The sequence below is a fragment of the Nostocoides vanveenii genome, from assembly GCF_039531165.1.
GTDB classification, from domain to species: Bacteria; Actinomycetota; Actinomycetes; order Actinomycetales; family Dermatophilaceae; genus Nostocoides_A; species Nostocoides_A vanveenii.
In genome coordinates this window covers 1-21,409 of record NZ_BAAAPN010000104.1, presented here as the reverse complement: position 1 = coordinate 21,409, position 21,409 = coordinate 1, and the positions used below count along the sequence as shown (strand labels likewise).

Sequence of the window (21,409 nt, the reverse complement as noted above, 5' to 3'; positions counted from 1 at the left end):
TGCTTGGATGGCCGCATGGACACCGAGGAACGCATCGTCATCGCCGAACGCGAGGTGCACGCGCCGGCGGCGACCATCTTCGAGTTGATCGCCGACCCGGCGCGCCAGCCCCAGTGGGACGGCAATGACAACCTCGACGTCGCCACGACCTCCGCGCGGGTGCGGGCCGTCGGCGACGTTTTCGGGATGCGGACCACCAAGGGCAAGTCCAAGGAGAACCGCATCGTCGCCTTCGAGGAGGGCCGCACCGTCGCGTGGCTCACCGCCGACGCCGGCCACGAGCCGCCCGGCCACATCTGGCGTTGGGATCTCGAGCCGCTCGCCGACGGCGGCACGCTGGTACGGCATACGTATGACTGGACGGGCGTCACCGACGAAGCCCGCTGGCCCCGTCACCGGCAGACGACATCGGCCGATCTGCGCGCCTCAATCGATCGACTCGCCACCCTCGCCGAGCGCCAGTGACCCGGGCCGGCCGGCGCGGCCCCGGGTGAAGACCCGAGCGACCTCAAGGCGGCGTCCACGCGCGAGATCGAGCGCAAGCTCGCTGCGCCGTGAGGCCCGTATTTCTCGACCCGGCCGTCCTTGTGTTGGCGGTCGGCGCAAAACACCCGCTGCGGGCTGATTGCCGTGCCGTGCTAGCCGATGGCGCGGCCGGCCGGGCGCAGATTCACCAGAGCGTCGAAGGTGGCCAGGAGTTCCTCTTTCCCGGCTTCGCATGGTCGGCAAAGAGTCGGCAATCCGCGAATTTGATCAGGTAGAGCGCCTGGTCGTGTGGCACGCGTTCGACCTCGACATCCTGTGTGCGGCTCGGGATCTGATGGCGCGCAGCCACGTTCGCGGTCGGGACGCGGTCCACGCCGCGACCGCCCTGGCTGCGGGCTTCGACACCATCGTCTCCACCGATCGTGACTTCGACGGGATCCCGGGACTCACCCGGCGCGATCCGCGCGATTCGGCGAGGACCGGCGGGAAGGCCAAACCCGCTTCGCCGGGTCCCGGCCAGCTGTCGTACTGTGCTTCCCCACCCGATGTGCGCCCGAACAACGCGTGTGTGGGAGGTGCGGCATAGCGCATTCACGAGGACAATCAGCGAGGCCGCCCAGCGCAGGTGATGCACAGCGCGGCGGCGGGGCGGGCGTCGAGGCGGCCGGGACTGATCGCGGCGCCGCACCTGAGGCACACGCCATACGTCCCGTCGTCGAGGCGGGCGAGGGCTTGCTCGATCTCGATGAGCGCCTCCGCAGCCGAGCGTCCGAGCGAGGCGACGAGCGATCGCTCGGCGGCGATGGTGCTGCCCTCCGGATCGTGCTCGTCATCGAGGTTGCTGTCCTTCGCGGCGCCGACGATGTCCTCGAAACTTGCTGCCAGGTCGCGGCCCATCGCCCCGAGTGCGTCCCGCTCTTGGGTCAGGCGCGCCCTGACGGCTGCGCGATCCACACCCGCGTCCCCCACCTCCACGGAGGAAGCCTAGGCGCCAAAGACGAGGAGCGGTTGGCGCGACGAATGGTCTACACGCCGCATACCGTTATCCGGTGACCACCCTCGATCTCGGCTCCTCGCAGGCTCCGGCGCATGCCGTCGCCCGGCGGCTCGACACCGACACCATCGGCTGGTTCACCACCGTGCGCCCCGACGGCCGACTGCACGCCGTGCCGGTGTGGTTCTTGTGGCTGGACGGGGTCGCCGTGATCATGAGCGAGCCGTCCGCCGTCAAGCTGCGCAATCTGCAGCACTCGCCGTCGGCTCTTCTGCACCTGCACGCCGATGCGACCGGAGACGGCATCGTCATCCTGGGTGGCACCGCGGTGAGGAGCGAGCGAACGTCGACGCAGTGGTTGGAGCAGATTCGCGACCCCTATCTCGAGAAGTACGCCGATGGCATCGCCGCGCTCGGCACGGAGATCGACGCGATGGCGTCGCGCTTCTCCACGGTCATCGAGTTCACGCCGTCGAGCCTGACCGCCTGGTGACCAGCGACGACGTGTGTCTACCTCGCGGGCGACGCTCGTGGACGCGGGCTGGGCTCGCAACTCTATCGTGTGCTTTTGCCGGAGTTGGCCGACCGAGGATTCCGGACCGCGTGCGCGGGGGTCGCACTGCCCAACCCGGCGAGCGTCGCTCGACACCGCAGCATGGGCTTTGTCGACGCTGGGGTGTATCGGCAAATCGGGTGGAAGTTCGGCCCGTTGGCACGACGTGCTCTGGCTGCAGCGCCCCCTGGACGACCTGGCCCCGACCACGGCCTGGGGCCGGCAATCGCGTCGGCCGGCGGCTCAGCCGGCCAAGGTGCCCACCAGGAACTGGGCGAGGCGCTCGTTAGGCTCTCGCTGACTCCCGTGCTGCGCCGCGAACGCGCTCGTCGCGTCCGTGCCGCACAGGCCGATGATTTTCTCGGCGCCGCCCGGGTGCTGGCCGATCCAGTCGGTGAGGTTGTAGACCTTGTCGTTGATCGCGGCCCAGCAGTCCGCCTGGGTCTTGTGCGTGGCGACGACGGCCAGGGTCAGCGCGGAGCTGGACGAGGACGACGGGGCCGACGTGGTCGATGAACTCGTCGGCGACGTGCTGGACGGGGATGGTGTGCTCGATGAGGTGGCCGTCGAAGAGGCCCCGGCACCGCTGGGGGTCGACGTGATTTTGCCAGCCCACGCGGCGGTGGCTCCGGTGTGACCGACGAGGACGGTCACGCCCATGACGCCGAGGGCGAGCAGCGCGCCGACAATCCCCAGGACCCGCCCCGCCCCTGTGCCGGATTCCGAGCGCCGTTGCGCGACATACCAGAAGAGCGTGATCAGACCGAAGGCAAAGGCCAACGGCACGAGGCGATCGCCCCACTTTGCGTGATCGGCTGGTTCACCGACACGAGCGGCCAACTGCTCGCCGGACTGCGCCGCGACCCACGCAGCCACGGCGCCGCCGAGGGCGCCCAGCACGACGAGGATGCCGAAGCGTTGGCGCCAGGCCGGGCGCAGCACGCAGGCGATGAGCCCGATCGCACTCAGCGGCAACAACATCACGACGGCGTGGACGACGAGCGGGTGAATCGGCAGGCCTGCGATGGTGTCGAAAACTGAGTCCATGGGCTGAAGTTAACTGTTCAACCTAAGAAATGGCATAGGTCTACGACCAATGGACGGGGCCGGACTGGACCACGAGTTTCGGTCCGCCGCGCTAGTCCAATTGCTCCAGCTCCCGCATCACAGCATCGGCGAAGGCCGCGTGCAGGGTCGGGCTCGGGTGGAAGCCGTCGGCCGCGAACATCTCCGGCCCGAGCGGACCGTCGGCCTGGATGCGCAGGGCCCGGTCCCGGCGCCGAACCTCTTCGACACCGATGGCGTCGAAGACCCGGCCCCGCCAGCCGAGGGCGTCGGCGAGCGGCCTGGGGAAGGCGGGGAAGTGATCGAGCGGGGGGATGCCGAGCAGGCATACGTTCGCGCGCGGAGCGGCCGCCAGCGTCGCGTCGGGAAGTGCCCCGAGTTCGCGACGGAAGCGGGCGGCGCGATGCAGATTCTTCAGATCGTTGACGCCGACGGAGACAAAAACGAGATCGGCGTCGCCGAGCGCCTCGCTCCGGACCAGGCGCAACGCCTCACCGGCCGTCGCCCCGCTGACGGCGCACGACTGCCACTCGACGGTCGCGTCGAAGCGCGTAGACATCCGCAGTGCGAGCTGGCCCGCGACCGAAAGCCGGTGGTGCCTAATGGCATAGCCGGCCGTGACGCTGTCACCGAGCGCGACGACCCGCATCCGGCGCGGACCAGTGCCGACCACGCCGCTCACGCCATCGGCATCGGCATCGGCGAAGCGCGGAATGGTCCGTTGCAGCCACCACCCCTGCACGGGCACCGCGGGCAGCCCCAACCACCACAGGCGCGCCGGGCGCCGGGCGCTATGCACCGGGGAGCGTCCTGCCGCGGATGCCGAGCACGGCCAGGCGCTCCAACTGCACGCGGGCGCGGTGGGTGAAATCGGCATACGTCGTCGGCTGCTCGCGCCAGGCACGTTCGGCGAGTGCAGACAGGTGAGGGAAGGCCATGTCGTCTAGGCGTTCGGTGGTCGGCAGATATTCGCCCCAGAGTGCGCCTTGCGCGCCGATGATGCGCTCGCGCACCTCGCGGGGTGCCTCGGCCGGCCGCGGCGCATAGCCGTATGCCGTGGCAAGCGTTGTGACGCCCGGCTGAGCCGGCGGTTCACCCGCCGCGTCGGACTGATACCAGTCGAAATAGGTTGCGTCACAAGGGGTCATGACGACGTCGTGCCCGCGGGCGGCCGCGCCGAGCCCGAAGCGCCGGTGCCGCCAGGCCATGACGATGACGTCGCGGGCGAGGTCGTCATCGGCAGCCTCGTCCCAGACGACGGCTCGCCGTCCACGCGCGCGCAGCCAGTCGGTCAGGCGCGTGGTGACAAAGGCCTGGGTCCGCTCGACGCCGTCAATCCCGAAGGCGCGACACCGCGCCCGAGCCGCCGCGCTCCGCTCCCACTCGGTGGTCGGGCACTCGTCGCCACCGATGTGGATCCACGGGGAGGGGAAGATCGCGAGCGTCTCGGCGAGCACGTCCTCGCAGAAGCCCAGCGTCGCGGGATCGAGGTTGAGAAAGGTGTCGTGCACACCCCACACGCACGAGACGCCATGCGGCCCGGAGACGTCGGTGTTGCCGAGCTCCGGATAGGCCGCCAGGGCCGCGGTCGTATGCCCGGGAAGGTCGATCTCGGGGACGATCACGATCCCCCGCGCCTCGGCGCAGGCGACCAGGTCGGTCAACTCGGCACGGGTGTACGCGCCGGCATGCGGTGCCACTCATAGGCCGGGGCGTCCTCGATCACGACGCCCGGGACCTCTGCCGTCCCTCGCGGTGCCGCCGCATCGAGCCAGGCAGCGGGCAGGAGTTGGCGCAACGTCTGGATGCCGTGCCCGAGCCCGGCGGGGGAGCCGGCCGCGATGACGCAGCCTGCCGAGCCGGTCGTCAGGCGATAGGACTCATCGCCTGATCCGTTGTGCGTCAACACGATCCGTATGCCGCTGGCACCCGTCTGGCTGGTGCGGCGGACGTTGACGCCCGGCCCGCGCAGATAGGTTTCGAGTAGCTCGGCGACGGGTGCGACCAGGCCATCGGGACCGGTCGCCGTTATGGTCACGTCGCTGTCGAGCCGCCAGCTCTCGCCGGTCTCGGTCACGCTCTGTGGCAGTGGGACAACAGCGAGCGCCGTCATGAGGGCACCCTCTCAGCCGCACCGGCTGGCCCACCATGGGGGGTGCGCCCAAAGACGGTGAACTGGCCCGGATCCGCGCCCCGACCGTTCGGGTAGAGAAGTCGGCCGGTCCGATCCAGCAGATCTGGGCCTCGGGGTGGCCTGCCGCAGCGAGATCGGCGAGGCAGCGCGTCAGCAGGGCCGCCCCGAGACCACTGCCGCGAACGTCTCCCATGGTGCCCAGCGGCCCGAACCAATCCGGTCGATAGGTGCCATGGCACGCAAAGCCGACGACCCGACCGTCCGGCAGCGTGCCCAGGTGCACTCCCGGCGGGTCGTGGGCGAGGGCGACGAGCACTTCGTGCTGCCAGGGCGTGTCGGGGAAATCCCGAGCCGCGAACTCGGCCAGCGCCGCCGCGTCGGCTGCGGTCGCTCGCCGGGCCGAGACCGGGCCGAGCGGACTCGCGAGGGGGAGGGACGGCATACGGAAATCGCCGTCGAGGGCGACGTCCATATTGCTGATCCGGTCCACGACGCGGTAGCCGCGAGCCGCCAGCAGGGCGTGCGCCTCTGCATAGCCGGAGTCCACGCCGGGCCAGGCCTAGAACCGGTCGGTGCCACCCACCGCGAACTCGTGAGCACCGACGGACCGCAAGCGCGACTCAAGCTCGGCGAGCAGTGCCGTGGCGACGCCGCGCCGCCGATGACTCGGCCCAACGGCGAACGCATCGATGAAACCCGTTGTGCCCGAGTGCGATCCAATGATCCATCCGGCCAACCGGCCGCCGTCATTGGCGATCACGGAGAGGTGACGGGCCTGGCCCGGACGCGTGAGCAGGAGCCGCACGAGCGGGCCGCCGCCCAGCGGTTCGCGGTCGAAGGCCGCGTCGCCGAGCTGAGTGAGGTCGGCGCTGAGCTCGAGCGTGTCGCTCAGGATCAGGGGAGCCAAGGCTCACCGGGCGAACCACGCGAGGGCCGGCTCGACCAGGCTGCCCAGCCAGACGCGGCCGTCATGCTCGCGCACACCGGTGGCCATGTGCCACCCGGTGGCGTCGCATTCGATGTCGTGCGCGAGCGTGCCGTCCGGTCCGTATGCCGCCACGCGCGCCGTGCGCTTCGGCTTGGGTTTGAGCGCCTCGGGTGCGCGCAGCACCGCGGCCTTGACCCACGGCTTGGCCTTGGTCTGCAGGAACGCCAGCGCGGGGTCGGCCGGCGATGCATAGGTCACCCAGATCAGGCCGTCGGTGCCGAGGGCAATGTTGTCGGGGTGGGCGGGCAGGTCGTCGACGAAGGGACTGGCCGCACCGGTATCGGTCATCACCTTGCGCAGCCGGCGATGGCCGGTCTCGGCGACCACCACGAAATCACCGCCGCCGGATCGAGCGACGCCATTGGCGAAGCTCAACCCGTTCAGCACAACCTCGGGCTTGCCACCGGGCGTCAGGCGCAGCAGTCGTCCGGTCCGCGTGTCCTCGATCAGGTCGGACTTCCAGTCATCGATCCCCCACTTCGTGCTGGAGTCGGTGAACCAGATCGTGCCGTCATCCAGCACGGCGGCGTTGTTGCAGAAGCGCATCCGCGACCCGTCGACCGCGTCAGCCAGAACGTCGACACGCCCGTCGTCCAGGGTCATGGTGAGCAAACCCGCCTTGGCGTCGCAGATCAGCAGCCGGCCGTCAGGGAGCCACTCCAGTCCGAGCGGGCGCCCGCCGGTCGCGCCGACGCGCCGGATCCGATTGCCATCGGGCGACACCGCGAACACCGAGCCGTCAGCAGTGCCGGTGTATGCCGTTCCATCAGCCCCGATAAGCACATCCTCGGCTCCCTGGCCGGGCACGGGAACGATGGTGAGCGAGCGCATGCCGCCTCACCCTAGTGGCCGTGGCGAGCCGACGGGTGCTGGGTGGCCGGCCCTGGTCGGCAGGCCGGATAGCCTGACCGGGCCGAGCGTCTGACCTTCAGGAAGGCCCCCATGTTCACCAAACGTGTCACTGTCGATCGCGTCATCAAGGCTCCGGCCGACGCGATCTTTGCCCTGCTCGCCGACCCCTCGCGGCATCCAGAATTCGACGGCTCGGGCACCGTGCTCGCCGCCCGGCGGGCAGGTCGCCGACTCGCCCTCGGCGAGAGCTTCGGCATGGACATGCACTGGGGTGTCGGCTATGGGACCCGGAATCAGGTTGTCGCCTTTGAGCCGGATCGGGTGATCGCGTGGCGCACGCTCGCCTCCGGAGTCTTGAGTCACCTGGTCGGTGGCCGGACCTGGCGCTATGACCTGGAGCCGGTCGAGGGGGGCACTCGGGTCACCGAGACGTGGGACACCTCGACCGAGGCTGCGCCGAGCCGGGTGGTCGTGGGCCGCCTCGAGGACCTGACACGACGCAATATGACGCGCACGCTGGAGCGCCTGGCGAGCGTCGTGGAGTAGGCGAGCACGCCAGGCATAGGTCCGGGTGGGGAGCGCGGCCCCGAGCGCCGACTTGGCCGAGCGCCGACTTGGCCGAACGCAGCGGGCCAGCACTGCGCCAACATGACCGCCGCTGCGACGCGAGCCGATGACATTGACCTGACGATCGACGAACCCACTGCGCTCGGGCCTGGCGCCCGCAACCTGGCGTTCGCCGCTGTCGCGGGCGGGATGCTGCTCTCGGCGCGCGACTCCACGATCGTGGCGACGGCGCTGCCGACGATCGTCGGTGACCTCGGCGGGTCGGAGCATATGAGCTGGGGTCGTGACGGCCTATCTGCTCACACAAACGGTCGCGACCGCGCTGGCGGGCAAGTTCGGCGATCTCTTCGGGCGCAAGCTCGTCTTCTTGACGGCGATCGTGATCTTTGTCATCAAGGGGCCATCGGCGCGGTCTTCGGAGTGTCGACCGTGATCGGGCCGATGCTCGGCGGGTTCTTGACCGATCACGTGTCGTGGCAATGGGTCGCCAGCGGCTGTGCGGGAGGTGATCGTCGGTGCGTATGCCAGCACCCTCTCCGATGTCTTCCGGTATGCCATGCCCTCCGCCTTCATTGCCTTGGCCGTCGGGCTAGTGCTCAAAACGGTGCCGCTCACGGACCGCTCGGCGGCGGCGGTCGGTCCCGGCTTTGGCGTGCCTGATGCCCGCACCTCGGCGGAGCAATTGGAGGCGCGACTGGTCAGCGGAGCACGGCTGTTGACCGATCAGTGGTTGGAGTCGCTGGGTCGCGATCCGGGGTGGACGCGATGCGGCGGTGGGTGGTCTGGGCGGTCGCGCAGGGGCAGCGGGCGGCTGGTGGGTTTGCGCCGATGGCCGATGTTGCCATCGCCTTGCAGGTGCCGCTGCGGGTGCTGGAGACGGCGGTTGCGGATGCTGCTTCTGACGGACTGGTGGAATCCCATCCGGAGGGACTGGTGTTGACGCAGAAAGGATTTGGCGTCTTCCGCGAGATCGTGGGCAGCGGGTTCCGGCAGTTGCGCGATGCGATCGAGGCCGAGAACCAATCGCCGCTGACCGATCAGGACGAGGCCGAGTTGCGGGTGATCGCGCGGCGGCTGATCCTCGGCGGGCGGCCGTTCACGCCGCGTGCGGTCGCGGCGGGGTAGCCGGGGCTAGCCGGACCCGGATCCGGCCGAGCTAACGATCCGGCTCCGGCGGGCTCACCGGGGTCCCACATCGAGTCCGGGCCGTCGCACAAGCCGGGTCACGCCTGCCCACAACGCGGCTCAACGCGGATCAGGCCACGCCCGTGGCCGCCTCGCGGCGAGGGTCGCCCGCGGCATACAGCACTCCGGTCGCGCTGCGCGCAGCACCGCCGACGCCGCCGAAGAACATCGCCTGCGGCTCGTGCTCGTGGCCGGGCAGCCCGAAGTTGGCCACGGCCTCGGCAACCGCGGGGTCGCGCTCGAACTCGATCCGGGTCGGCTCGTCCTTGACGACCCGCACGTGCACGCGCGGTACCGCGATCGCTTCGCCGAGCGGCAGGCCGGTGAGGCAGTGGCGGGCCAGGACCTGCATCAATGCGGTCGTGATCCGGTCGGCCCCGGGGCTGCCGATCGCGAGCACGTCGCCGCGGGCGCTGCGGCCGACCGACGGGGCCATATTCGAGGCGAGCCTCGTGCCGGGTGTGAGGGCGTGCAGTCCGAGCCGGTTGAGCTCGGGCTCGCCGAGGCAGTTGTTGAGCAGCAACCCCGTGCCGGGAACCGTTGCGCCGGAAGAGTATCCGCTCGATGCCGTGATGGCGCAGGCGAGCCCGTCGCTGTCGACGGCGCTGACGTGTGCGGTCGACTGGGACGTCGAGAGGCCCTTCAGCCCGGCCTCGCGCACCGTCTCGAGCATCAGGTAGCCGTCCTCCTCCAGGTCCGGCGAATAGTCGTGCACAGTGGATCGATAGGTGAGCACGGCCTGCTGGACCTCGATGATGTCAGCCCACTCGATGCGTCCGCGGCGAACCAACTCCGAGAGCATCACGGCGAGCATGGGGCCGCCGATGCTCGGCGGCGGGTTGGTGGCAATATCCCAGTCCCCCAACGACATTCGCAGCGGCTGACGGACGATCGGCTCGTATGCCGCGAGATCCTCCGCAGTGATCAGCCCGCCATTGGCGGCGCAAGCGTCCGCGAGTCGTCGGCCGATCTCCCCGGTGTAGAGATCCCCGGCGCCATGCTCGCCGATGCGCGCCCAGCTGTCGGCGAGTGCGGTATCGCGGATCTTGTCACCGGCCTGCAGGTGGGTGCCGTCGGCGCGCGTCAGTGTCGCTGTCGTCTCACGATCCCAGCCGAAGAGGTTGTCGGTGGTCAGGGCGAGATAGCTCGCGGCCGCCGAGCCGAGCCGAAATCCTTCGCGTGCAGCGGTTTCCGCTGGCTCGATGGCTTGCGCCCAAGCGCCGCTGCCATGACGGTCGTGCGCGAGTTGCAGTGCGGACAAGGCTCCGGGGATGCCCGCGGATCCCCAGCCGCCGAAGATCGTTATGCCACCGCCGTAGGCCAGGTCGAACTGACGCAGGCCCTGGCCGAAGCGGTCCTCGGGCAGGCCCCGGCCCGGCATCGCGACATTGCCGTCGATGGTTTCGGGCTCCTCGCCGGCCGGCCAAATGGTGACGAACCCACCGCCCATCGGGCTGACCACCCCCGGCTCGGTCGTCATCGCCACGCACATCGCTGCGATGGCCGCGTCGACCGCGTTGCCGCCCGCGCGCACCGCGGTGAGCCCGGCGTCGACGGCAACGGGTCCGGTGGCGGCGACGGCGACGTGTCGAGTCATGGGTCAATCCTGCCGGAGCGGGTCACGCCGATGCGAGCGGGACGGTGGCCACGCGCTCATACCGTGGGCGCCGGCCGCGGCCCTCGCCGAGATGCGATTCGATCAGCGCGACCTCGTCGGCGACCCACCCGGGACCGTCGTAGGCCTGCAGCACACGGATCCAGCGGGTCGCCTCCAGCGGACGCTTGGACCGAGCGATCGTGACGTGGGGATGGAAGCGGCCACCGTCGACCCCCGCGCCGGCGCGCACGCAGCCACCCCGGGCAGCGCGAGCCAGCGACTCCAGCCGACCCTCGGCGCCGGCGACGCCGGCGAAGAGGACCCGCGCGGCATACGGATTGGGGAAGGCGCCGCCCTCGGCCAGGCGGACGGCAAGTGCCGGCACGCTGGCCAGCCGCTCACCGAGGGCATAGATCAGCCGGTCCACGCTGGCCGGGCTCACCTCGGGAAGGAAGGCGAGCGTCAGGTGCAGCTGCTCGGGATCGGTCCAGCGCAGGTCGGGGCCCGCCTCGCGGCGCGGTTCCAGGAACTCCTCCAGATCCTCGATCACCTCCGCAGGCGGGATGACGGCCACGAACATGCGCATCCGCCGACCGTACCCGGACGCCGGCCTCAGCCGCCGAGGGCGAGGACTTCCTCGAACCCGTCGCCCATGCACTCAACCAACCGGTCGGTGTCGTGGATGACCGAGCCGTCCATATTGAAGCCGACGCCGCACGTGCCGCCGTGGGTGACCATCGCGGCCATGACGGCGACGCCTGGGAGGGGGCCGAAGGGGAAAACCCGCTCCACCTTGGCCCCGGCCATATAGGTCTGATAGGGCAAGCCGGGCACATTCGAGGCCGACATATCGGCTGACGCCGACACCTTGGCGGCGGCTGCCCCGACCCCCGAGGGCAGCAGATTGGCGATCGGCGCGAGGAAGGAGAAGGAGTCCAGGGCCGGCTCGACCCGCAAGGAGAGCACGAGCCCGCGCAGCACGGCGATCCGCTCGGCGGGGTCGGTGATGCCCATCGGCCCCGCGAACATCGCGCCCGCCCACTTGTTGCCGCCCATCGGGTCGTCGTCGCGGCGCAGGCTGACCGGCATCACCATGGGCAGCGACCGCAGGGAGAGGCCGTGCTGCTCGTGGTAGATCCGCATCCCGCCCAGGAGCGCGGCGATATAGGCGTCGTTGACCGAGCCGGAGGCCGCCTTGGCCGCGGCCTTGAGGTCGGCCAGCTCGCATTCGAGCACCCCGAAGCGCCAGGCCGCACCCGTGCGGCCCTCGAACAGCGGGGACCCCTTGGCTGCTGGGATGGCCGTGCGCCGCGCGGACGCGACAAAACGCAGGGCGGAGTCGGTGGTGCCGCGCGGATTCGTGATCGCCTGGACCCCGGCAGACACCAGCTTCGACGCCGCCGACGGCATGGCCCGCACGTGATGGTTGATGGTGTCGATCGCCAGGTCGTTGGCACTCGGGTCGGCGCCCTCGGCCGAGCGCGCAACCGGCTTGTCGGGCGTGTGCTCGCGGGTGCGGCTCTGCAAGAGGGACAACAACTGCACGCTGCCGAGGCCATCGGTCAGGGAGTGGTGCAGCTTGAGCAGATAGGCCGCCTTGCCATCCGGCAGGCCTTCGATCAAGGTCCCCTCCCACAGCGGCCGGCTCCGGTCGAAGGGCACCATCGCGGCACTCTGCGCGAAGGCGAGCAACTGCGGCATACCGCCTGGGGCGGGCACCCGCACCCGGCGCAGGTGGTAGTCGAGGTCGAAGTTGTCGTCGCTCACCCACCCGGGTGCCCCGATCGGCAGGGCCGACTCCTGGACCCGCTGCCGCATCCGCGGGATCAGCCGACCTGCCCAGTCGTGCGCGGCCCGGAACCGCGCCCAGTCCGGGGCCGTGTCGAGCATGAGCAGCGCCGCTGTCGTCGACGAATGCGCGGGGTGGCGCTCACTGCGCCACATCAGCGTCTCGAGGTCGTTCATCCGACGCGCCGCGCCCCACTCGCTCGCGTGCGCCCACGCCTCCGCGTTCGCCCGCGACGGGTCGTATGCCGTTCGCTCGCCCGCCATGGTCACCACCCCTCTCCGTGGACTTCGTGCCCGGGTGCCTCGCGCAGCAATCCTCGGTAGGTCGACTCGACCGATTTGCCGTGGTTGATGACGGCGTCGACCTCGTCGAAGATCGGGGTGTCCACGCCGTGTGCGCGCGCCAAGGACACGACGACGCCCGCGCTCTTGACACCCTCCGCCACTTGATTCATCCCGGCGATGATGTCGTCCAGGGTCTTGCCGCGGCCGAGCTCGTAGCCGACCGTGCGATTGCGCGAGAGCGGGCTGGTGCAGGTGGCGATCAGGTCACCCATGCCGGCCAGGCCGGTGAAGGTCTCGGGCCGCCCGCCCATCGCGACGCCCAACCGGGTCAACTCGTGCAGGGCCCGGGTGATGACCATGGCGCGGGTGTTGTCGCCCGCACCGAGACCGTCGCCAAAGCCGACCGCGATCGCCAACGGGTTCTTCAGCGCGCCCGCGATCTCGACGCCGAGGACGTCCTCGCTGGTGTAGACCCGATACCACGGCACATGGAAGAGCCCCTGCAGCATCGTGGCCGTCGTCAGGTCGGGCATCGCGATGGTGGCCGCCGCGGCATACCCGGCGACGACCTCCTTGGCGATATTGGGCCCGGACAGCACCCCAGCCGGATGGCCGGGGAGCACCTCGTTGATGATCTCGGTCATCCGCTTCGAGGTCCCCTGCTCTAGGCCTTTGACCAGCGAGACGACCGGGATCCACGGGCGCACATGCTCGCCCACCGACTCCAACACTCCGCGCAGGTGCTGCGAGGGGACGGCGGCGACAATGACGTCGGCAGCCGCAACGGCCTGATCGAGGTCAGCGGTCGCCCGCAGCGAGCGGGTGAGCGTCATGCCGGGCAGATAGCGCGGGTTCTCGTGCTTGGTGTTGATGGCCTCGGCGATGTCGGGGTCGCGCAGCCACTGCAGGACTTCGGTGTTGCGGGCCGCGATCGACGCGACCGCGGTGCCCCACGACCCCCCGCCGAGGACGGTGACCTTGGGCTTGCGCGCGCTCATGCATTCTCCTTGGTGGGCCAGTTGTCCAGGGTGTCGACAAAGAGTTGACGCACCTCGGCGATGTGCTGATCGAGCGTGTCCTTGGTCCACGTGTCGGTCGGAATGGGTTCCAGGACAACGACATCCACGGTGCCGGGGTTGATGACCAGGGAGCGGCGCCACATCAGGTCGCCGGTGTTGCGGAAGACGATCGGCACGATCGGCACCCCCGCCTCCATGGCCATGTGGAAGGCGCCCTTCTTGAAGCGCCCGAGCCGCTGGGTCGACGAGCGGGTGCCCTCGGGGAAAATCAACAGCGATGTGCCCGAGCGGATTCGCTCGGTGACTTGCGCCAGGGTCGCGACCGCCTTGGCGTTGTCGCCGCGATCGATGAAGGCCGGGTTGAGGATGAGATTCATCAGGAACATCCGCGGGTCGCGCTTGGCCTCGGCCTTGGCGACCGCGGTGAAGTCCCTCTCCAACAGGGCGCCGGCGACAAGCGGGTCGAGCGAGCTCTGGTGGTTGCCGATGAAGACGGCCGGTCGGGCCGCAAGGAGATTCTTTTCGCCCTGGATGTTGAGCTCGACGCCGGCCAGCCCGAAGCCGAGCTTTGACGCTAGCGCGACGCCCGCGTTCATGCCCTCCTGCCGGCTGCGCCGAAGGACGCCGACGGCTGCACCGACGCCGAGGCCGAGGTTGATGCCGCCCATCGCGGCGAGCGTGCCGGCATACGACCGCAGGCCCGCGGAGGTGGGGTCGCGCAGCACCACGACGGGCCAATGGGCGAGCTCGGCAGCCTTGCGGAGCACCGGATGCGGGTTGAGCGGATGGGGACGCCCGACGGTGGCGAGGAAGGCGATGTCCTCTTGCCCGTTGCCATAGGCAAAGCTCGATGCGAGGTCGACCTTGTGCTTCTTGGCGAAGGCGCGCACGCCACCGGCCTTGTTCTCGCCCCACAGCATGCCCGTCGTGGTCTTGCCGGTGAGGACGCCGTCCTCGTCCTCGAGTTCGGTGCAAATGACGTGCGGGATGCCGAGGTCGTTGGCGACCGGCTCGATCTGCATCCGCGTGGCGGACGAGGCAACGGCAATGGTGTGGCCCTTGCGCAGGTGGGCCCGGACGATGTCGCGTGCTTCCGGGCGGATGGTGCCGGCGATCTTGGTGGTGAAGACCCGCTGCCCGAACTCGGCGACCTCATCGACCGTGCGGCCCTTGAGACCGGCGAAGCTGACCTCGCCCATGATCTGCGGGTCACCCCCGAGCACGCTGCCGTCCACCGCGGCGACGAGGGTCTTGGCGAACTCCAGGGGACCGACGTCGCCGCGGCGGAGGCGATCGGCATACAAGGTGGTGGCGGTGTAGCCCTGGACGATCGTGCCGTCGAGGTCGAAGAACGCCCCGACGCCGGGGCCGTCGGGCGATGCCTCGATCTCGGCGATCAGCTCGGCCGCGGTGATATCCATGGGCAGTCCTCGTCGTAGGGGATGCGTCGGAGAGTAGCGCGACGCCCCGACAACGGTGTAGCCGCTGTCGGGGCGCCTCGCGTGCACGGCATACGTGCCGTATGCCGGGTCAGCCGGCGACGACGTCCAAGGTCAGGTTGGCGAGGACATCGGCGTGCAGGCGGACGGTCGCCTTGTGCGTGCCGGTCGCCTTGATGGGGGTGGGGACCTCCACCTTGCGTCGGTCGAGGTCCGGACCGCCCGCGGCCTTGACGGCCGCGACGATGTCACCGGTGGAGACGGCGCCGAAGAGGCGGCCCTCCTTGCCGGCGTGGGCCTTGATGGTGACCGTCTTGGCCTCAAGGTTGCCCTTGATGGACTGGGCTTCTTCGAGGGACTTCACGGCGCGGGTCTCGCGGTTCTTGGCGATCGCGTCGATCTGCTTCTGCGCGCCCACGCTCCACGCGGTGGCCAGGCCACGACGGAAGAGGAAGTTGCGGGCATACCCGGGCTTGACGTCGACGACATCGCCGGCGCCGCCGAGGCCGGTGACCTCGTGGGTGAGGATGACCTTCATCTGGGGTTTCTCCTTCGATCCGGGCGTCAGCGCGAGGAGCTGCTGTAGGGCAGCAGCGCCATCTCGCGGGCATTCTTGACAGCGTTGGCGATCAGGCGCTGCTCCTGGACCGAGACACCGGTCACGCGGCGGGCGCGGATCTTGCCGCGGTCGGAGATGAACTTGCGCAGCAGCGCGGCGTCCTTGTAGTCGATGTTCTCGATCTTCGCGGACTTCAGGGGGTTGGCCTTCTTCTTGGGCCGACGCACAACGGGCTTTGCCATCGTGGTGCTCTCCTTCTTAGGTGAAGAGCCCGAGCGGTTGACTCGGGATGGGTGACTTACACGTGGGTGAGCGGTGAGCGCGCAGCGGCGAGGTGACCACGACGCGAACCGACTCGCGGTTTCTCGACGATCGGCGAGTGGGAACTGCGACGCGAAGCGAGCAGATCCCGCGAGCCGATGAGGCGAGAAATCAAAACAACATCAAAATGGGGGTTCGTCGTAGGACGGGGCGTTGCCCCAGCCGCCGGAGTTGCCCCCGGAATTGCCGCCACCGGAGTTGCCGGAGTTGCCACCGGAAGGAGAGACCCAGCCACCGGAGTTGCCTCCCGCGCTCTGGCCGCCGGAGCCGCCGCCGGAGTTGCTACCCCAGCCGCCGCCGGAGCTGCCGCCCTGGCCACCGGTGTTGCCACCGCCGGCCCAGGGGTCCTCCTGCTGGCCGCCGCCACCGCCCAAGTTGCCGCCACCACTGCGCTGGGTGCGGTTGACCTTGGTCGTCGCGTAGCGCAGCGAGGGGCCGACTTCGTCGACGTCCATCTCGATGACGGTGCGCTTCTCGCCTTCCTTGGTCTCGTAGGACCGCGACTTCAGACGACCGGAGACGATGACGCGGGTGCCCCGGTGCAGGGACTCCGCGACATTCTCGGCCACCTCGCGCCAGACCGAGCAGCGCATGAACAGGGTCTCCCCGTCCTTCCACTCGTTGCTCTGGCGATCGAAGGTGCGCGGCGTGGACGCGACGGTGAAGTTCGCGACGGCCGCGCCCGAGGGCGTGAAACGCAACTCCGGGTCACCGGTCAGGTTGCCGATGACGGTGATGGTGGTCTCGCCTGCCATGTGGGTGTCCTAACGAGGATCAGGCGTCGGCGCGCAGCAGCTTAGTGCGCATGATCAACTCGGACAGCCCGAGCTGACGGTCCAGCTCCTTGGCGGTCGCGGGCTCGGAGGTGAAGTTGGCGACGACATAGCTGCCCTCGTCCTTCTTCTTGATCGGGTAGGCCAAGCGACGACGTCCCCAGACGTCGACCTTGTCGACGGTGCCACCGTCGTTCTTTACCACCTGTAGGAATTTGTCGATGGTGGTGCCGACCTGGCGGTCGTCGACCTCGGGGTCGACGATGACCATCAGTTCGTATTGACGCATGCGGAGAATCCGCCTCCTCTGGTCTGAGAGCGGTCACGGTCGGTCCGTGACAGGAGGGTCGTATGCCGCGCACTCGCGCGGGCAACCTGCCAAGGGTAACGGAGGGATCGGCATACGTCCCAATCGCGCGACGCTGGGCGGGCGGGTCAGGGGCTGACGAGCTCCGCGTCGGCCGTTCCCGCGCTGCGCGCTGGGACGTCACGGGCGTGGTGACGGGAGGGGTAGTGCGAGGCGTCCCAGACGCGGGTCACCAGCCAGGTGATGCCGGCGATCCGGATCAGGAGGAAGGCGGCATACCAGGGGCCGGGGAGGGCGCGGTCGGCATGGGTCAGGGCGCCGACATAGAGCCAGATGGCGACGAAGTGCAGGGCTTCGGCCCCGGCCCAGATCAGCGAGTCACGCCAGCGGATGCCGGACACAGCAGCCAGCACCACGAGCACGAGGGAAGCCTGGACCGGCATCGCCTTGCCGACCATCAGGCCCATCGCGGTGACGACGAGGGCGGTTTGCGCCCAGGTCGGCGGGCGATAGGCGTCTCGGACGAAGACCCAGCCCACGAAGCCCGCGATGCCCCAGCCGGCCAGTGCCAGCAGCGTCACGCCCCAGGCGGGCAGGGTGTAGGTCGCGATAGCCGGGATCAACCAGGGCGAGCCATAGCCCGCCCCGCCGCTCCACCAGCTCAGATAGGACGCGGCGAGCGCATCCGGGGCGACGATGGCGAAGGCTGCGCCGACGACCAGCATGGTCGTGGCCGCGGCCAGCAGGGCGCGGTAGGCGCGCGCGAGATCGTCCGAACGCCAGGCGGCCAGATAGAGCGCGATCGCCACGAAGAGCACATAGCCGCGTGTCAGCGCCCCGAGCCCGAGCAGGATGCCGGTGAGGGTGAGCTTGTCGCGGCGCCAGGCCAGCAGGGCGCCAGCGACGAGCGCCACGGCGAGCGCATCGGTGGACAGCACGGCGGCCAGCACGATGACCGGCGACAGCGCCGTCTGGGCCGCCGCCTGCAGGTCGTCCGGGGCGAGCTGGATCACGCACCAGACGGTCGCGGCCAGAAGCAGCGTGATCAGGGCGACCCAGTAGAAGAAGTAGAAGCGCGACTGCTCTAGCGCGCTCCCGCCCGGCGCGAGCCCCCCGAGCAGGCTCATGACCGAGCCGGACAGCACCGGCTCGGTCAGGTGCGCCTGCCCGGCCAGGTAGCCGCCGAAACCCGTGTTCAGCCCACCGATGGAGTACTGCGCCGGCAGGTCGGAGAAGCACTCCCGGAAGAACTGATCGTCCCCGCTCCAGCCGAAGCGGATGCAGTGCTCGCGCTGCAGGACCGCGAGCATCATCGGGACCGAGACGAGGGCGACCAGCCGCAGGGCGATACGCCGCCACCAGCCGTTCGGCGAGGCATACCGGCCGGGCGGCCCGCCCATGAGGGCGGTCGCGGGCGCGGGCAGGACGTCGGGGAGCATCCGCATCAGCCGGTCGACGTCGAGGTCTCGTCGGGACGCATCGGGCCCGACGAACTGCTCGGGGTGTCCGTCGTCTGTGGCGGCGGCGTGGTTGTCGGTGCCGTCGAGGTGGGCGGCGCCGACGTCGTTTCCGAGGTGGGAGGCGCGGTCGTCGTCCCGGTGCCGGTGGTCGTCGCCGTGTCGGTGCCGCTGCTGGACGAACTCGTGTCGGTGGACGAGGAGGACGACGAGGACGAAGACGAGGAGGAGGACGAGGAGGGCACCGCGGTGGCGATGGTCGGTGTGCCCCCCGAAACATTGCCGGCCGGCGGCAGAGCCGCAACGGGCTGACCCTCGAGGGCGCCGCGCATGAAGTCGGTCCAGATGCCGACGGGGACGGTGCCACCGGTCAACTCGCCCACACCCGGGATGCTGTTCATCCGGTTGGCTTCGGTCAGGGAGCCGTCACCCTTGTAGATTCCGACGGCCGCGGCGAGCTGGCCCGGGGTAAAGCCGTCGAACCACGCCGAGTAGTTGTCGGTGGTCGTGCCGGTCTTGCCGGCTGCAGGACGGCCGAGCGCGCCGGCCGCGGCGCCGGTGCCGCCGGATTGGACGACCTTGCTCATCGCCTGGATGGCGTCCCGCATGACGTTCTGGTCGAAGACCTGCTTGACCGACGGCTTGGCCTTGTAGTTGAGGGCGAACTCGCCGGTGGCCTTGACGCTGGCGATCAGGTAGGGGTTGGCCTTCTTGCCCTGGGCCGCGATGGTTGCGTAGGCGTTGGCCTGGTTGATCACGCTCACGAGGTCGGTGCCGAAGACATTGGCGTAGTTGGTGCCGAGCTCCTTCTGCGGCGCGGCTGCAATGATCCCGGCCTTGAGCGCGGCCTCGCGGGTGCGCTCGGGCGTGACCTCGATATTGAGCTGGGCGTAGTAGGTGTTGGCCGACAACGCCGTGGCGGTCGCCATGTCGACCACGCCGTAGTTGTGGTTGCCGAAGTTCTGGACCTCGCCCGCGGCGGCAGCGGCGCTCGCGCCGGCCTCGCCAGACTTGAACTGCTCGAAGAATTGCGGGCTGCTGGCGTTGAAACGGGTCGAGAGGGGCAGTCCGCGTTCAAGAGCAGCGACCAGGGTCCAGACCTTGAAGGTCGACCCGGCCTGAAGGCCCGCCTGGGTGGCGGTGTTGAAATAGCCGAGATCACCGGAGCCGTAGCGCGCGCCGCCGTACATCGCCCGGATGGCGCCGTCGCCCGGGGCGATGGCAGCCAGGCCGACGTGCAGGTCGTCGACACCCTGCGGCATACGGGCCTGGACGGCGGCAACGGCGGCATCCTGCGCACGCTTGTCGATCGTGGTCACGATGCGGTAGCCGCCCCGGTCGAGGTCGGCGTCGGTGAGCTGGAGCTTGGTGGTGAGCTCGGCGCGCACCATCTCGGAGATGAAGCCGGCCGGGCCGGTCGCGGTGCTCGACTTGGTCAGCGATTTGGTCTCGGGGAACTTGGCGGCGGCGCGCTCGGCTGGGGTCAGCCAGCCCTGGCTGACCATGCCGTCCATCACGTAGGCCCACCGCGATTTGGCGTTGGCGAGCTGCTCGGCGCCCAGGCGCGGGTCGTAATAGGACGGGCCGCGGATGACCGAGGCGAGCAGGGCGCCCTGGGCGACGTCGAGATTCTGGACGGACTTGCCGAAGTAGGCCAAGGACGCGGTCTGGATGCCCGAGGCCCCGCGGCCGAAGTAGATGGTGTTGAGGTAGTCGGCCAGGATTTGGTCCTTGGAGACCTGCTGGTCGATCTTGATCGAGATGAGGATCTCGCGCGCCTTGCGGGTGATCGTGCGGTCTTGGGTCAAGTAGTAGTTCTTGACGTACTGCTGGGTGATCGTCGACCCGCCTTGTTGCGGGCCGCCCTTGAGGCCGACCCAGATCGAGCGGGCGATGCCCTTGGGCGAGATGCCGTTGTTCTGGTAGAAGCTGCGGTCCTCGGCCGCCAGAAATGCTTCTTGGACGTCCTTGGGCACCTTGTCGAGGCCGACGATCTGCCGGTTGACGTTGGCGAAGCGGTCCATGACCGTCTTTCCGTCGCTGTAGTAGATGGTCGAGGACTGCTGCAGCGCCTTCTCATTGGGCTTGGGGATCGGCGTCATGGCATAGGCGATCACCAGGCCGGCGGTGCCGATCAGGCCGAGCGTGAACAGCGTCCACAGCGTGCGGCGCAGCCAGCGCCGCTTGCGCTTGGGTGGTTTGGACGCCTTCGGCGAGGCGGGCTTGGGACGGGAGGAGGCAGGCATACGGCTTCCGGGGTCGGGTGCGAAAAGGCAAGCGTCAGTATGACGGAGCAGACTGACACCCCGTTGGCCCCAACTTTTAGGTGCGCTCGAAGACCGCCAGCACCGGCGCCCCGCTGCCTTCGAGCACGAGCCGCCCGTCGGCTGTCATCCCGTATGACGTGGCACCGGCCATGAAGTGCGCCGCCAGCAGCACCTCGGCCTTGGGGTCGCACACCGCCGCCGCGGCAGGCGCCGTCTCGGACCGGCCGGGAGCCACTTGCTGTTGGTCACCGCTGGTCGTGATGCGGAGGGTGCCCTGGCGGATTGGGCAGCCCGATGCCACCGTCCAGTCGAGGCTGTCGCCGCCATCGCCCGCCCTGATCCGCAGCACCGAGATGTCGCCGAAGGTGCGTTTGGGCTCAGCCGCAAGGTAGGTCAAGCGCCAGTCGCCGATCAGATCGTTGGGCGTGGCGGGGCGAGCGGCCACCGGCTCGGAGTCGGTCGTGGGCGTGCTGGTCCGTGTCATGGTCATCAAGACCTGACCCTCGTCGCCGAGCAGCACGACGTCGTCGCCGACACCAACGTCGATCCGGACACCGCCGATGCGGAGCAGCCCCGGCGTGGTCACGGCGACGGCCTTCGCGTGCGTGAAGGGTTGCTCCGCTGCCGCGTCCTGGCCGGCGAGTGGGTGCGGGCAATTGCCGTCCGCGATTGAAAGCGGTCTCGAGAAACTGCCCGGAGGCGGCCATATAGCTGCCCGGTAGCGGCCACGAGAAGTGCCCGCTGGCGGTCACGGGGTCTGCCCGACACGAAGT

At 69.5% G+C, this 21,409-nt stretch carries 25 protein-coding genes and 2 pseudogenes; 7 read left to right on the top strand and 20 right to left on the bottom strand.

Going from position 1 to position 21,409, the window contains the following annotated elements; translation table 11 throughout:
• Window positions 1-15 precede the first annotated feature (15 nt).
• Both ABD209_RS17885 and ABD209_RS17880 read left to right on the top strand, forming a co-directional pair.
• Window positions 16-465, top strand: coding sequence for an SRPBCC family protein (locus tag ABD209_RS17885; RefSeq protein WP_344068899.1), 450 nt, complete (start codon window positions 16-18; stop codon window positions 463-465).
• 307 nt (window positions 466-772) lie between these two features.
• Window positions 773-1,072: a PIN domain-containing protein gene (locus tag ABD209_RS17880; protein ID WP_344068897.1), complete on the top strand. Its 300-nt coding sequence runs from the start codon at window positions 773-775 to the stop codon at window positions 1,070-1,072.
• A 17-nt stretch (window positions 1,073-1,089) separates the two neighbouring features.
• Here the strand turns inward: ABD209_RS17880 and ABD209_RS17875 are convergent, their stop codons facing one another.
• The gene (locus tag ABD209_RS17875) at window positions 1,090-1,461 is read right to left on the bottom strand and encodes a TraR/DksA family transcriptional regulator (RefSeq protein ID WP_344068894.1); all 372 of its coding nucleotides are present in this window, start codon (window positions 1,459-1,461) and stop codon (window positions 1,090-1,092) included.
• A gap of 74 nt (window positions 1,462-1,535) precedes the next feature.
• Here ABD209_RS17875 and ABD209_RS17870 point away from each other — a divergent pair, with 74 nt between their 5' ends.
• Window positions 1,536-1,973, top strand: a complete 438-nt coding sequence (locus tag ABD209_RS17870) for a pyridoxamine 5'-phosphate oxidase family protein (protein WP_344068891.1) — start codon at window positions 1,536-1,538, stop codon at window positions 1,971-1,973.
• A gap of 24 nt (window positions 1,974-1,997) precedes the next feature.
• Window positions 1,998-2,132, top strand: a pseudogene (locus tag ABD209_RS19920) (GNAT family N-acetyltransferase); the annotation flags it as partial.
• 144 nt (window positions 2,133-2,276) lie between these two features.
• Here ABD209_RS19920 and ABD209_RS17865 read toward each other — a convergent pair.
• The 7 genes and pseudogenes from ABD209_RS17865 to ABD209_RS17840 all read right to left on the bottom strand — a co-directional run bounded on the left by ABD209_RS17865 (window position 2,277) and on the right by ABD209_RS17840 (window position 7,051).
• Window positions 2,277-3,080: a cytochrome b5 domain-containing protein gene (locus ABD209_RS17865; RefSeq protein WP_344068888.1), complete on the bottom strand. Its 804-nt coding sequence runs from the start codon at window positions 3,078-3,080 to the stop codon at window positions 2,277-2,279.
• Window positions 3,081-3,171: 91 nt separating this feature from the next.
• Complete coding sequence (locus ABD209_RS17860; protein WP_344068885.1) at window positions 3,172-3,897, bottom strand: SGNH/GDSL hydrolase family protein; 726 nt, start codon at window positions 3,895-3,897, stop codon at window positions 3,172-3,174.
• Window positions 3,890-4,798, bottom strand: a complete 909-nt coding sequence (locus ABD209_RS17855) for a family 20 glycosylhydrolase (protein WP_344068882.1) — start codon at window positions 4,796-4,798, stop codon at window positions 3,890-3,892. The genes ABD209_RS17860 and ABD209_RS17855 overlap by 8 nt, the downstream gene beginning before the upstream one ends.
• A complete protein-coding gene (locus ABD209_RS17850; protein WP_344068879.1) occupies window positions 4,759-5,211 on the bottom strand; it encodes a glycoside hydrolase family 20 zincin-like fold domain-containing protein in 453 nt (150 codons plus the stop codon). Before ABD209_RS17850 ends, ABD209_RS17855 begins: the two co-directional genes overlap by 40 nt.
• 148 nt (window positions 5,212-5,359) lie before the next feature.
• Window positions 5,360-5,674 (bottom strand): annotated as a pseudogene (locus ABD209_RS19915) (GNAT family N-acetyltransferase); the annotation flags it as partial.
• Between the two features lie 117 nt (window positions 5,675-5,791).
• Entirely contained in the window at window positions 5,792-6,139 is a 348-nt protein-coding gene (locus ABD209_RS17845) for a GNAT family N-acetyltransferase (protein ID WP_344068876.1), read from the bottom strand.
• Window positions 6,140-6,142: 3 nt separating this feature from the next.
• On the bottom strand, window positions 6,143-7,051 hold the full coding sequence (locus tag ABD209_RS17840; RefSeq protein WP_324386987.1) for an SMP-30/gluconolactonase/LRE family protein: 909 nt from the start codon (window positions 7,049-7,051) through the stop codon (window positions 6,143-6,145).
• 111 nt (window positions 7,052-7,162) lie between these two features.
• Between ABD209_RS17840 and ABD209_RS17835 the strand changes: the two genes are divergently transcribed.
• From ABD209_RS17835 to ABD209_RS17825, 3 genes are all read left to right on the top strand, one after another.
• Window positions 7,163-7,618, top strand: a complete 456-nt coding sequence (locus tag ABD209_RS17835; RefSeq protein WP_344068873.1) for an SRPBCC family protein — start codon at window positions 7,163-7,165, stop codon at window positions 7,616-7,618.
• 304 nt (window positions 7,619-7,922) lie between these two features.
• Entirely contained in the window at window positions 7,923-8,072 is a 150-nt protein-coding gene (locus ABD209_RS17830; RefSeq protein WP_324386985.1) for a hypothetical protein, read from the top strand.
• A 332-nt stretch (window positions 8,073-8,404) separates the two neighbouring features.
• Entirely contained in the window at window positions 8,405-8,764 is a 360-nt protein-coding gene (locus tag ABD209_RS17825) for a hypothetical protein (protein ID WP_344068870.1), read from the top strand.
• 130 nt (window positions 8,765-8,894) lie between these two features.
• Here ABD209_RS17825 and ABD209_RS17820 read toward each other — a convergent pair whose 3' ends face one another.
• The 12 genes from ABD209_RS17820 to ABD209_RS17765 form a co-directional block, all read right to left on the bottom strand.
• The gene (locus tag ABD209_RS17820; RefSeq protein WP_344068868.1) at window positions 8,895-10,421 is read right to left on the bottom strand and encodes a gamma-glutamyltransferase; all 1,527 of its coding nucleotides are present in this window, start codon (window positions 10,419-10,421) and stop codon (window positions 8,895-8,897) included.
• Between the two features lie 22 nt (window positions 10,422-10,443).
• A complete protein-coding gene (thpR, locus tag ABD209_RS17815; protein ID WP_344068865.1) occupies window positions 10,444-11,007 on the bottom strand; it encodes an RNA 2',3'-cyclic phosphodiesterase in 564 nt (187 codons plus the stop codon).
• Between the two features lie 26 nt (window positions 11,008-11,033).
• A complete protein-coding gene (locus ABD209_RS17810) occupies window positions 11,034-12,473 on the bottom strand; it encodes a wax ester/triacylglycerol synthase domain-containing protein (protein ID WP_344069065.1) in 1,440 nt (479 codons plus the stop codon).
• Window positions 12,474-12,475: 2 nt separating this feature from the next.
• On the bottom strand, window positions 12,476-13,492 hold the full coding sequence (locus ABD209_RS17805) for an NAD(P)H-dependent glycerol-3-phosphate dehydrogenase (protein ID WP_324386364.1): 1,017 nt from the start codon (window positions 13,490-13,492) through the stop codon (window positions 12,476-12,478).
• Window positions 13,489-14,934, bottom strand: a complete 1,446-nt coding sequence (locus tag ABD209_RS17800) for an HAD-IB family hydrolase (protein WP_344068862.1) — start codon at window positions 14,932-14,934, stop codon at window positions 13,489-13,491. The genes ABD209_RS17805 and ABD209_RS17800 overlap by 4 nt, the downstream gene beginning before the upstream one ends.
• A gap of 109 nt (window positions 14,935-15,043) precedes the next feature.
• Complete coding sequence (gene rplI / locus ABD209_RS17795; protein WP_344068859.1) at window positions 15,044-15,490, bottom strand: 50S ribosomal protein L9; 447 nt, start codon at window positions 15,488-15,490, stop codon at window positions 15,044-15,046.
• Window positions 15,491-15,516: 26 nt separating this feature from the next.
• A complete protein-coding gene (gene rpsR / locus ABD209_RS17790; RefSeq protein ID WP_324386367.1) occupies window positions 15,517-15,753 on the bottom strand; it encodes a 30S ribosomal protein S18 in 237 nt (78 codons plus the stop codon).
• A gap of 201 nt (window positions 15,754-15,954) precedes the next feature.
• Window positions 15,955-16,587 (bottom strand): single-stranded DNA-binding protein, encoded by a 633-nt coding sequence (locus ABD209_RS17785; protein ID WP_344068856.1) that lies wholly within the window; start codon window positions 16,585-16,587, stop codon window positions 15,955-15,957.
• Between the two features lie 19 nt (window positions 16,588-16,606).
• Window positions 16,607-16,894, bottom strand: coding sequence for a 30S ribosomal protein S6 (gene rpsF / locus ABD209_RS17780; protein ID WP_324386369.1), 288 nt, complete (start codon window positions 16,892-16,894; stop codon window positions 16,607-16,609).
• Window positions 16,895-17,040: 146 nt separating this feature from the next.
• Window positions 17,041-18,351, bottom strand: a complete 1,311-nt coding sequence (locus ABD209_RS17775) for a hypothetical protein (protein WP_344068854.1) — start codon at window positions 18,349-18,351, stop codon at window positions 17,041-17,043.
• Window positions 18,352-18,356: 5 nt separating this feature from the next.
• Complete coding sequence (locus ABD209_RS17770) at window positions 18,357-20,615, bottom strand: transglycosylase domain-containing protein (protein ID WP_344068852.1); 2,259 nt, start codon at window positions 20,613-20,615, stop codon at window positions 18,357-18,359.
• Window positions 20,616-20,691: 76 nt separating this feature from the next.
• The gene (locus ABD209_RS17765) at window positions 20,692-21,222 is read right to left on the bottom strand and encodes a hypothetical protein (protein WP_344068850.1); all 531 of its coding nucleotides are present in this window, start codon (window positions 21,220-21,222) and stop codon (window positions 20,692-20,694) included.
• Window positions 21,223-21,409: the final 187 nt, after the last annotated feature.

What these genes read in the sequence shown, in the direction of transcription:
- ABD209_RS17825 (WP_344068870.1), top strand. Translation starts at nt 8,405, where the DNA reads ATGCGGCGGTGGGTGGTCTGGGCGGTCGCGCAGGGGCAGCGGGCGGCT.
- ABD209_RS17785 (WP_344068856.1), bottom strand. Translation starts at nt 16,587, where the DNA reads ATGGCAGGCGAGACCACCATCACCGTCATCGGCAACCTGACCGGTGAC.
- rplI (WP_344068859.1), bottom strand. Translation starts at nt 15,490, where the DNA reads ATGAAGGTCATCCTCACCCACGAGGTCACCGGCCTCGGCGGCGCCGGC.
- ABD209_RS17800 (WP_344068862.1), bottom strand. Translation starts at nt 14,934, where the DNA reads ATGGATATCACCGCGGCCGAGCTGATCGCCGAGATCGAGGCATCGCCC.
- ABD209_RS17885 (WP_344068899.1), top strand. Translation starts at nt 16, where the DNA reads ATGGACACCGAGGAACGCATCGTCATCGCCGAACGCGAGGTGCACGCG.
- rpsR (WP_324386367.1), bottom strand. Translation starts at nt 15,753, where the DNA reads ATGGCAAAGCCCGTTGTGCGTCGGCCCAAGAAGAAGGCCAACCCCCTG.
- thpR (WP_344068865.1), bottom strand. Translation starts at nt 11,007, where the DNA reads ATGCGCATGTTCGTGGCCGTCATCCCGCCTGCGGAGGTGATCGAGGAT.
- ABD209_RS17835 (WP_344068873.1), top strand. Translation starts at nt 7,163, where the DNA reads ATGTTCACCAAACGTGTCACTGTCGATCGCGTCATCAAGGCTCCGGCC.
- ABD209_RS17810 (WP_344069065.1), bottom strand. Translation starts at nt 12,473, where the DNA reads ATGGCGGGCGAGCGAACGGCATACGACCCGTCGCGGGCGAACGCGGAG.
- ABD209_RS17770 (WP_344068852.1), bottom strand. Translation starts at nt 20,615, where the DNA reads ATGCCTGCCTCCTCCCGTCCCAAGCCCGCCTCGCCGAAGGCGTCCAAA.
- ABD209_RS17840 (WP_324386987.1), bottom strand. Translation starts at nt 7,051, where the DNA reads ATGCGCTCGCTCACCATCGTTCCCGTGCCCGGCCAGGGAGCCGAGGAT.
- ABD209_RS17805 (WP_324386364.1), bottom strand. Translation starts at nt 13,492, where the DNA reads ATGAGCGCGCGCAAGCCCAAGGTCACCGTCCTCGGCGGGGGGTCGTGG.
- ABD209_RS17850 (WP_344068879.1), bottom strand. Translation starts at nt 5,211, where the DNA reads ATGACGGCGCTCGCTGTTGTCCCACTGCCACAGAGCGTGACCGAGACC.
- ABD209_RS17820 (WP_344068868.1), bottom strand. Translation starts at nt 10,421, where the DNA reads ATGACTCGACACGTCGCCGTCGCCGCCACCGGACCCGTTGCCGTCGAC.
- rpsF (WP_324386369.1), bottom strand. Translation starts at nt 16,894, where the DNA reads ATGCGTCAATACGAACTGATGGTCATCGTCGACCCCGAGGTCGACGAC.
- ABD209_RS17775 (WP_344068854.1), bottom strand. Translation starts at nt 18,351, where the DNA reads ATGCTCCCCGACGTCCTGCCCGCGCCCGCGACCGCCCTCATGGGCGGG.
- ABD209_RS17865 (WP_344068888.1), bottom strand. Translation starts at nt 3,080, where the DNA reads ATGGACTCAGTTTTCGACACCATCGCAGGCCTGCCGATTCACCCGCTC.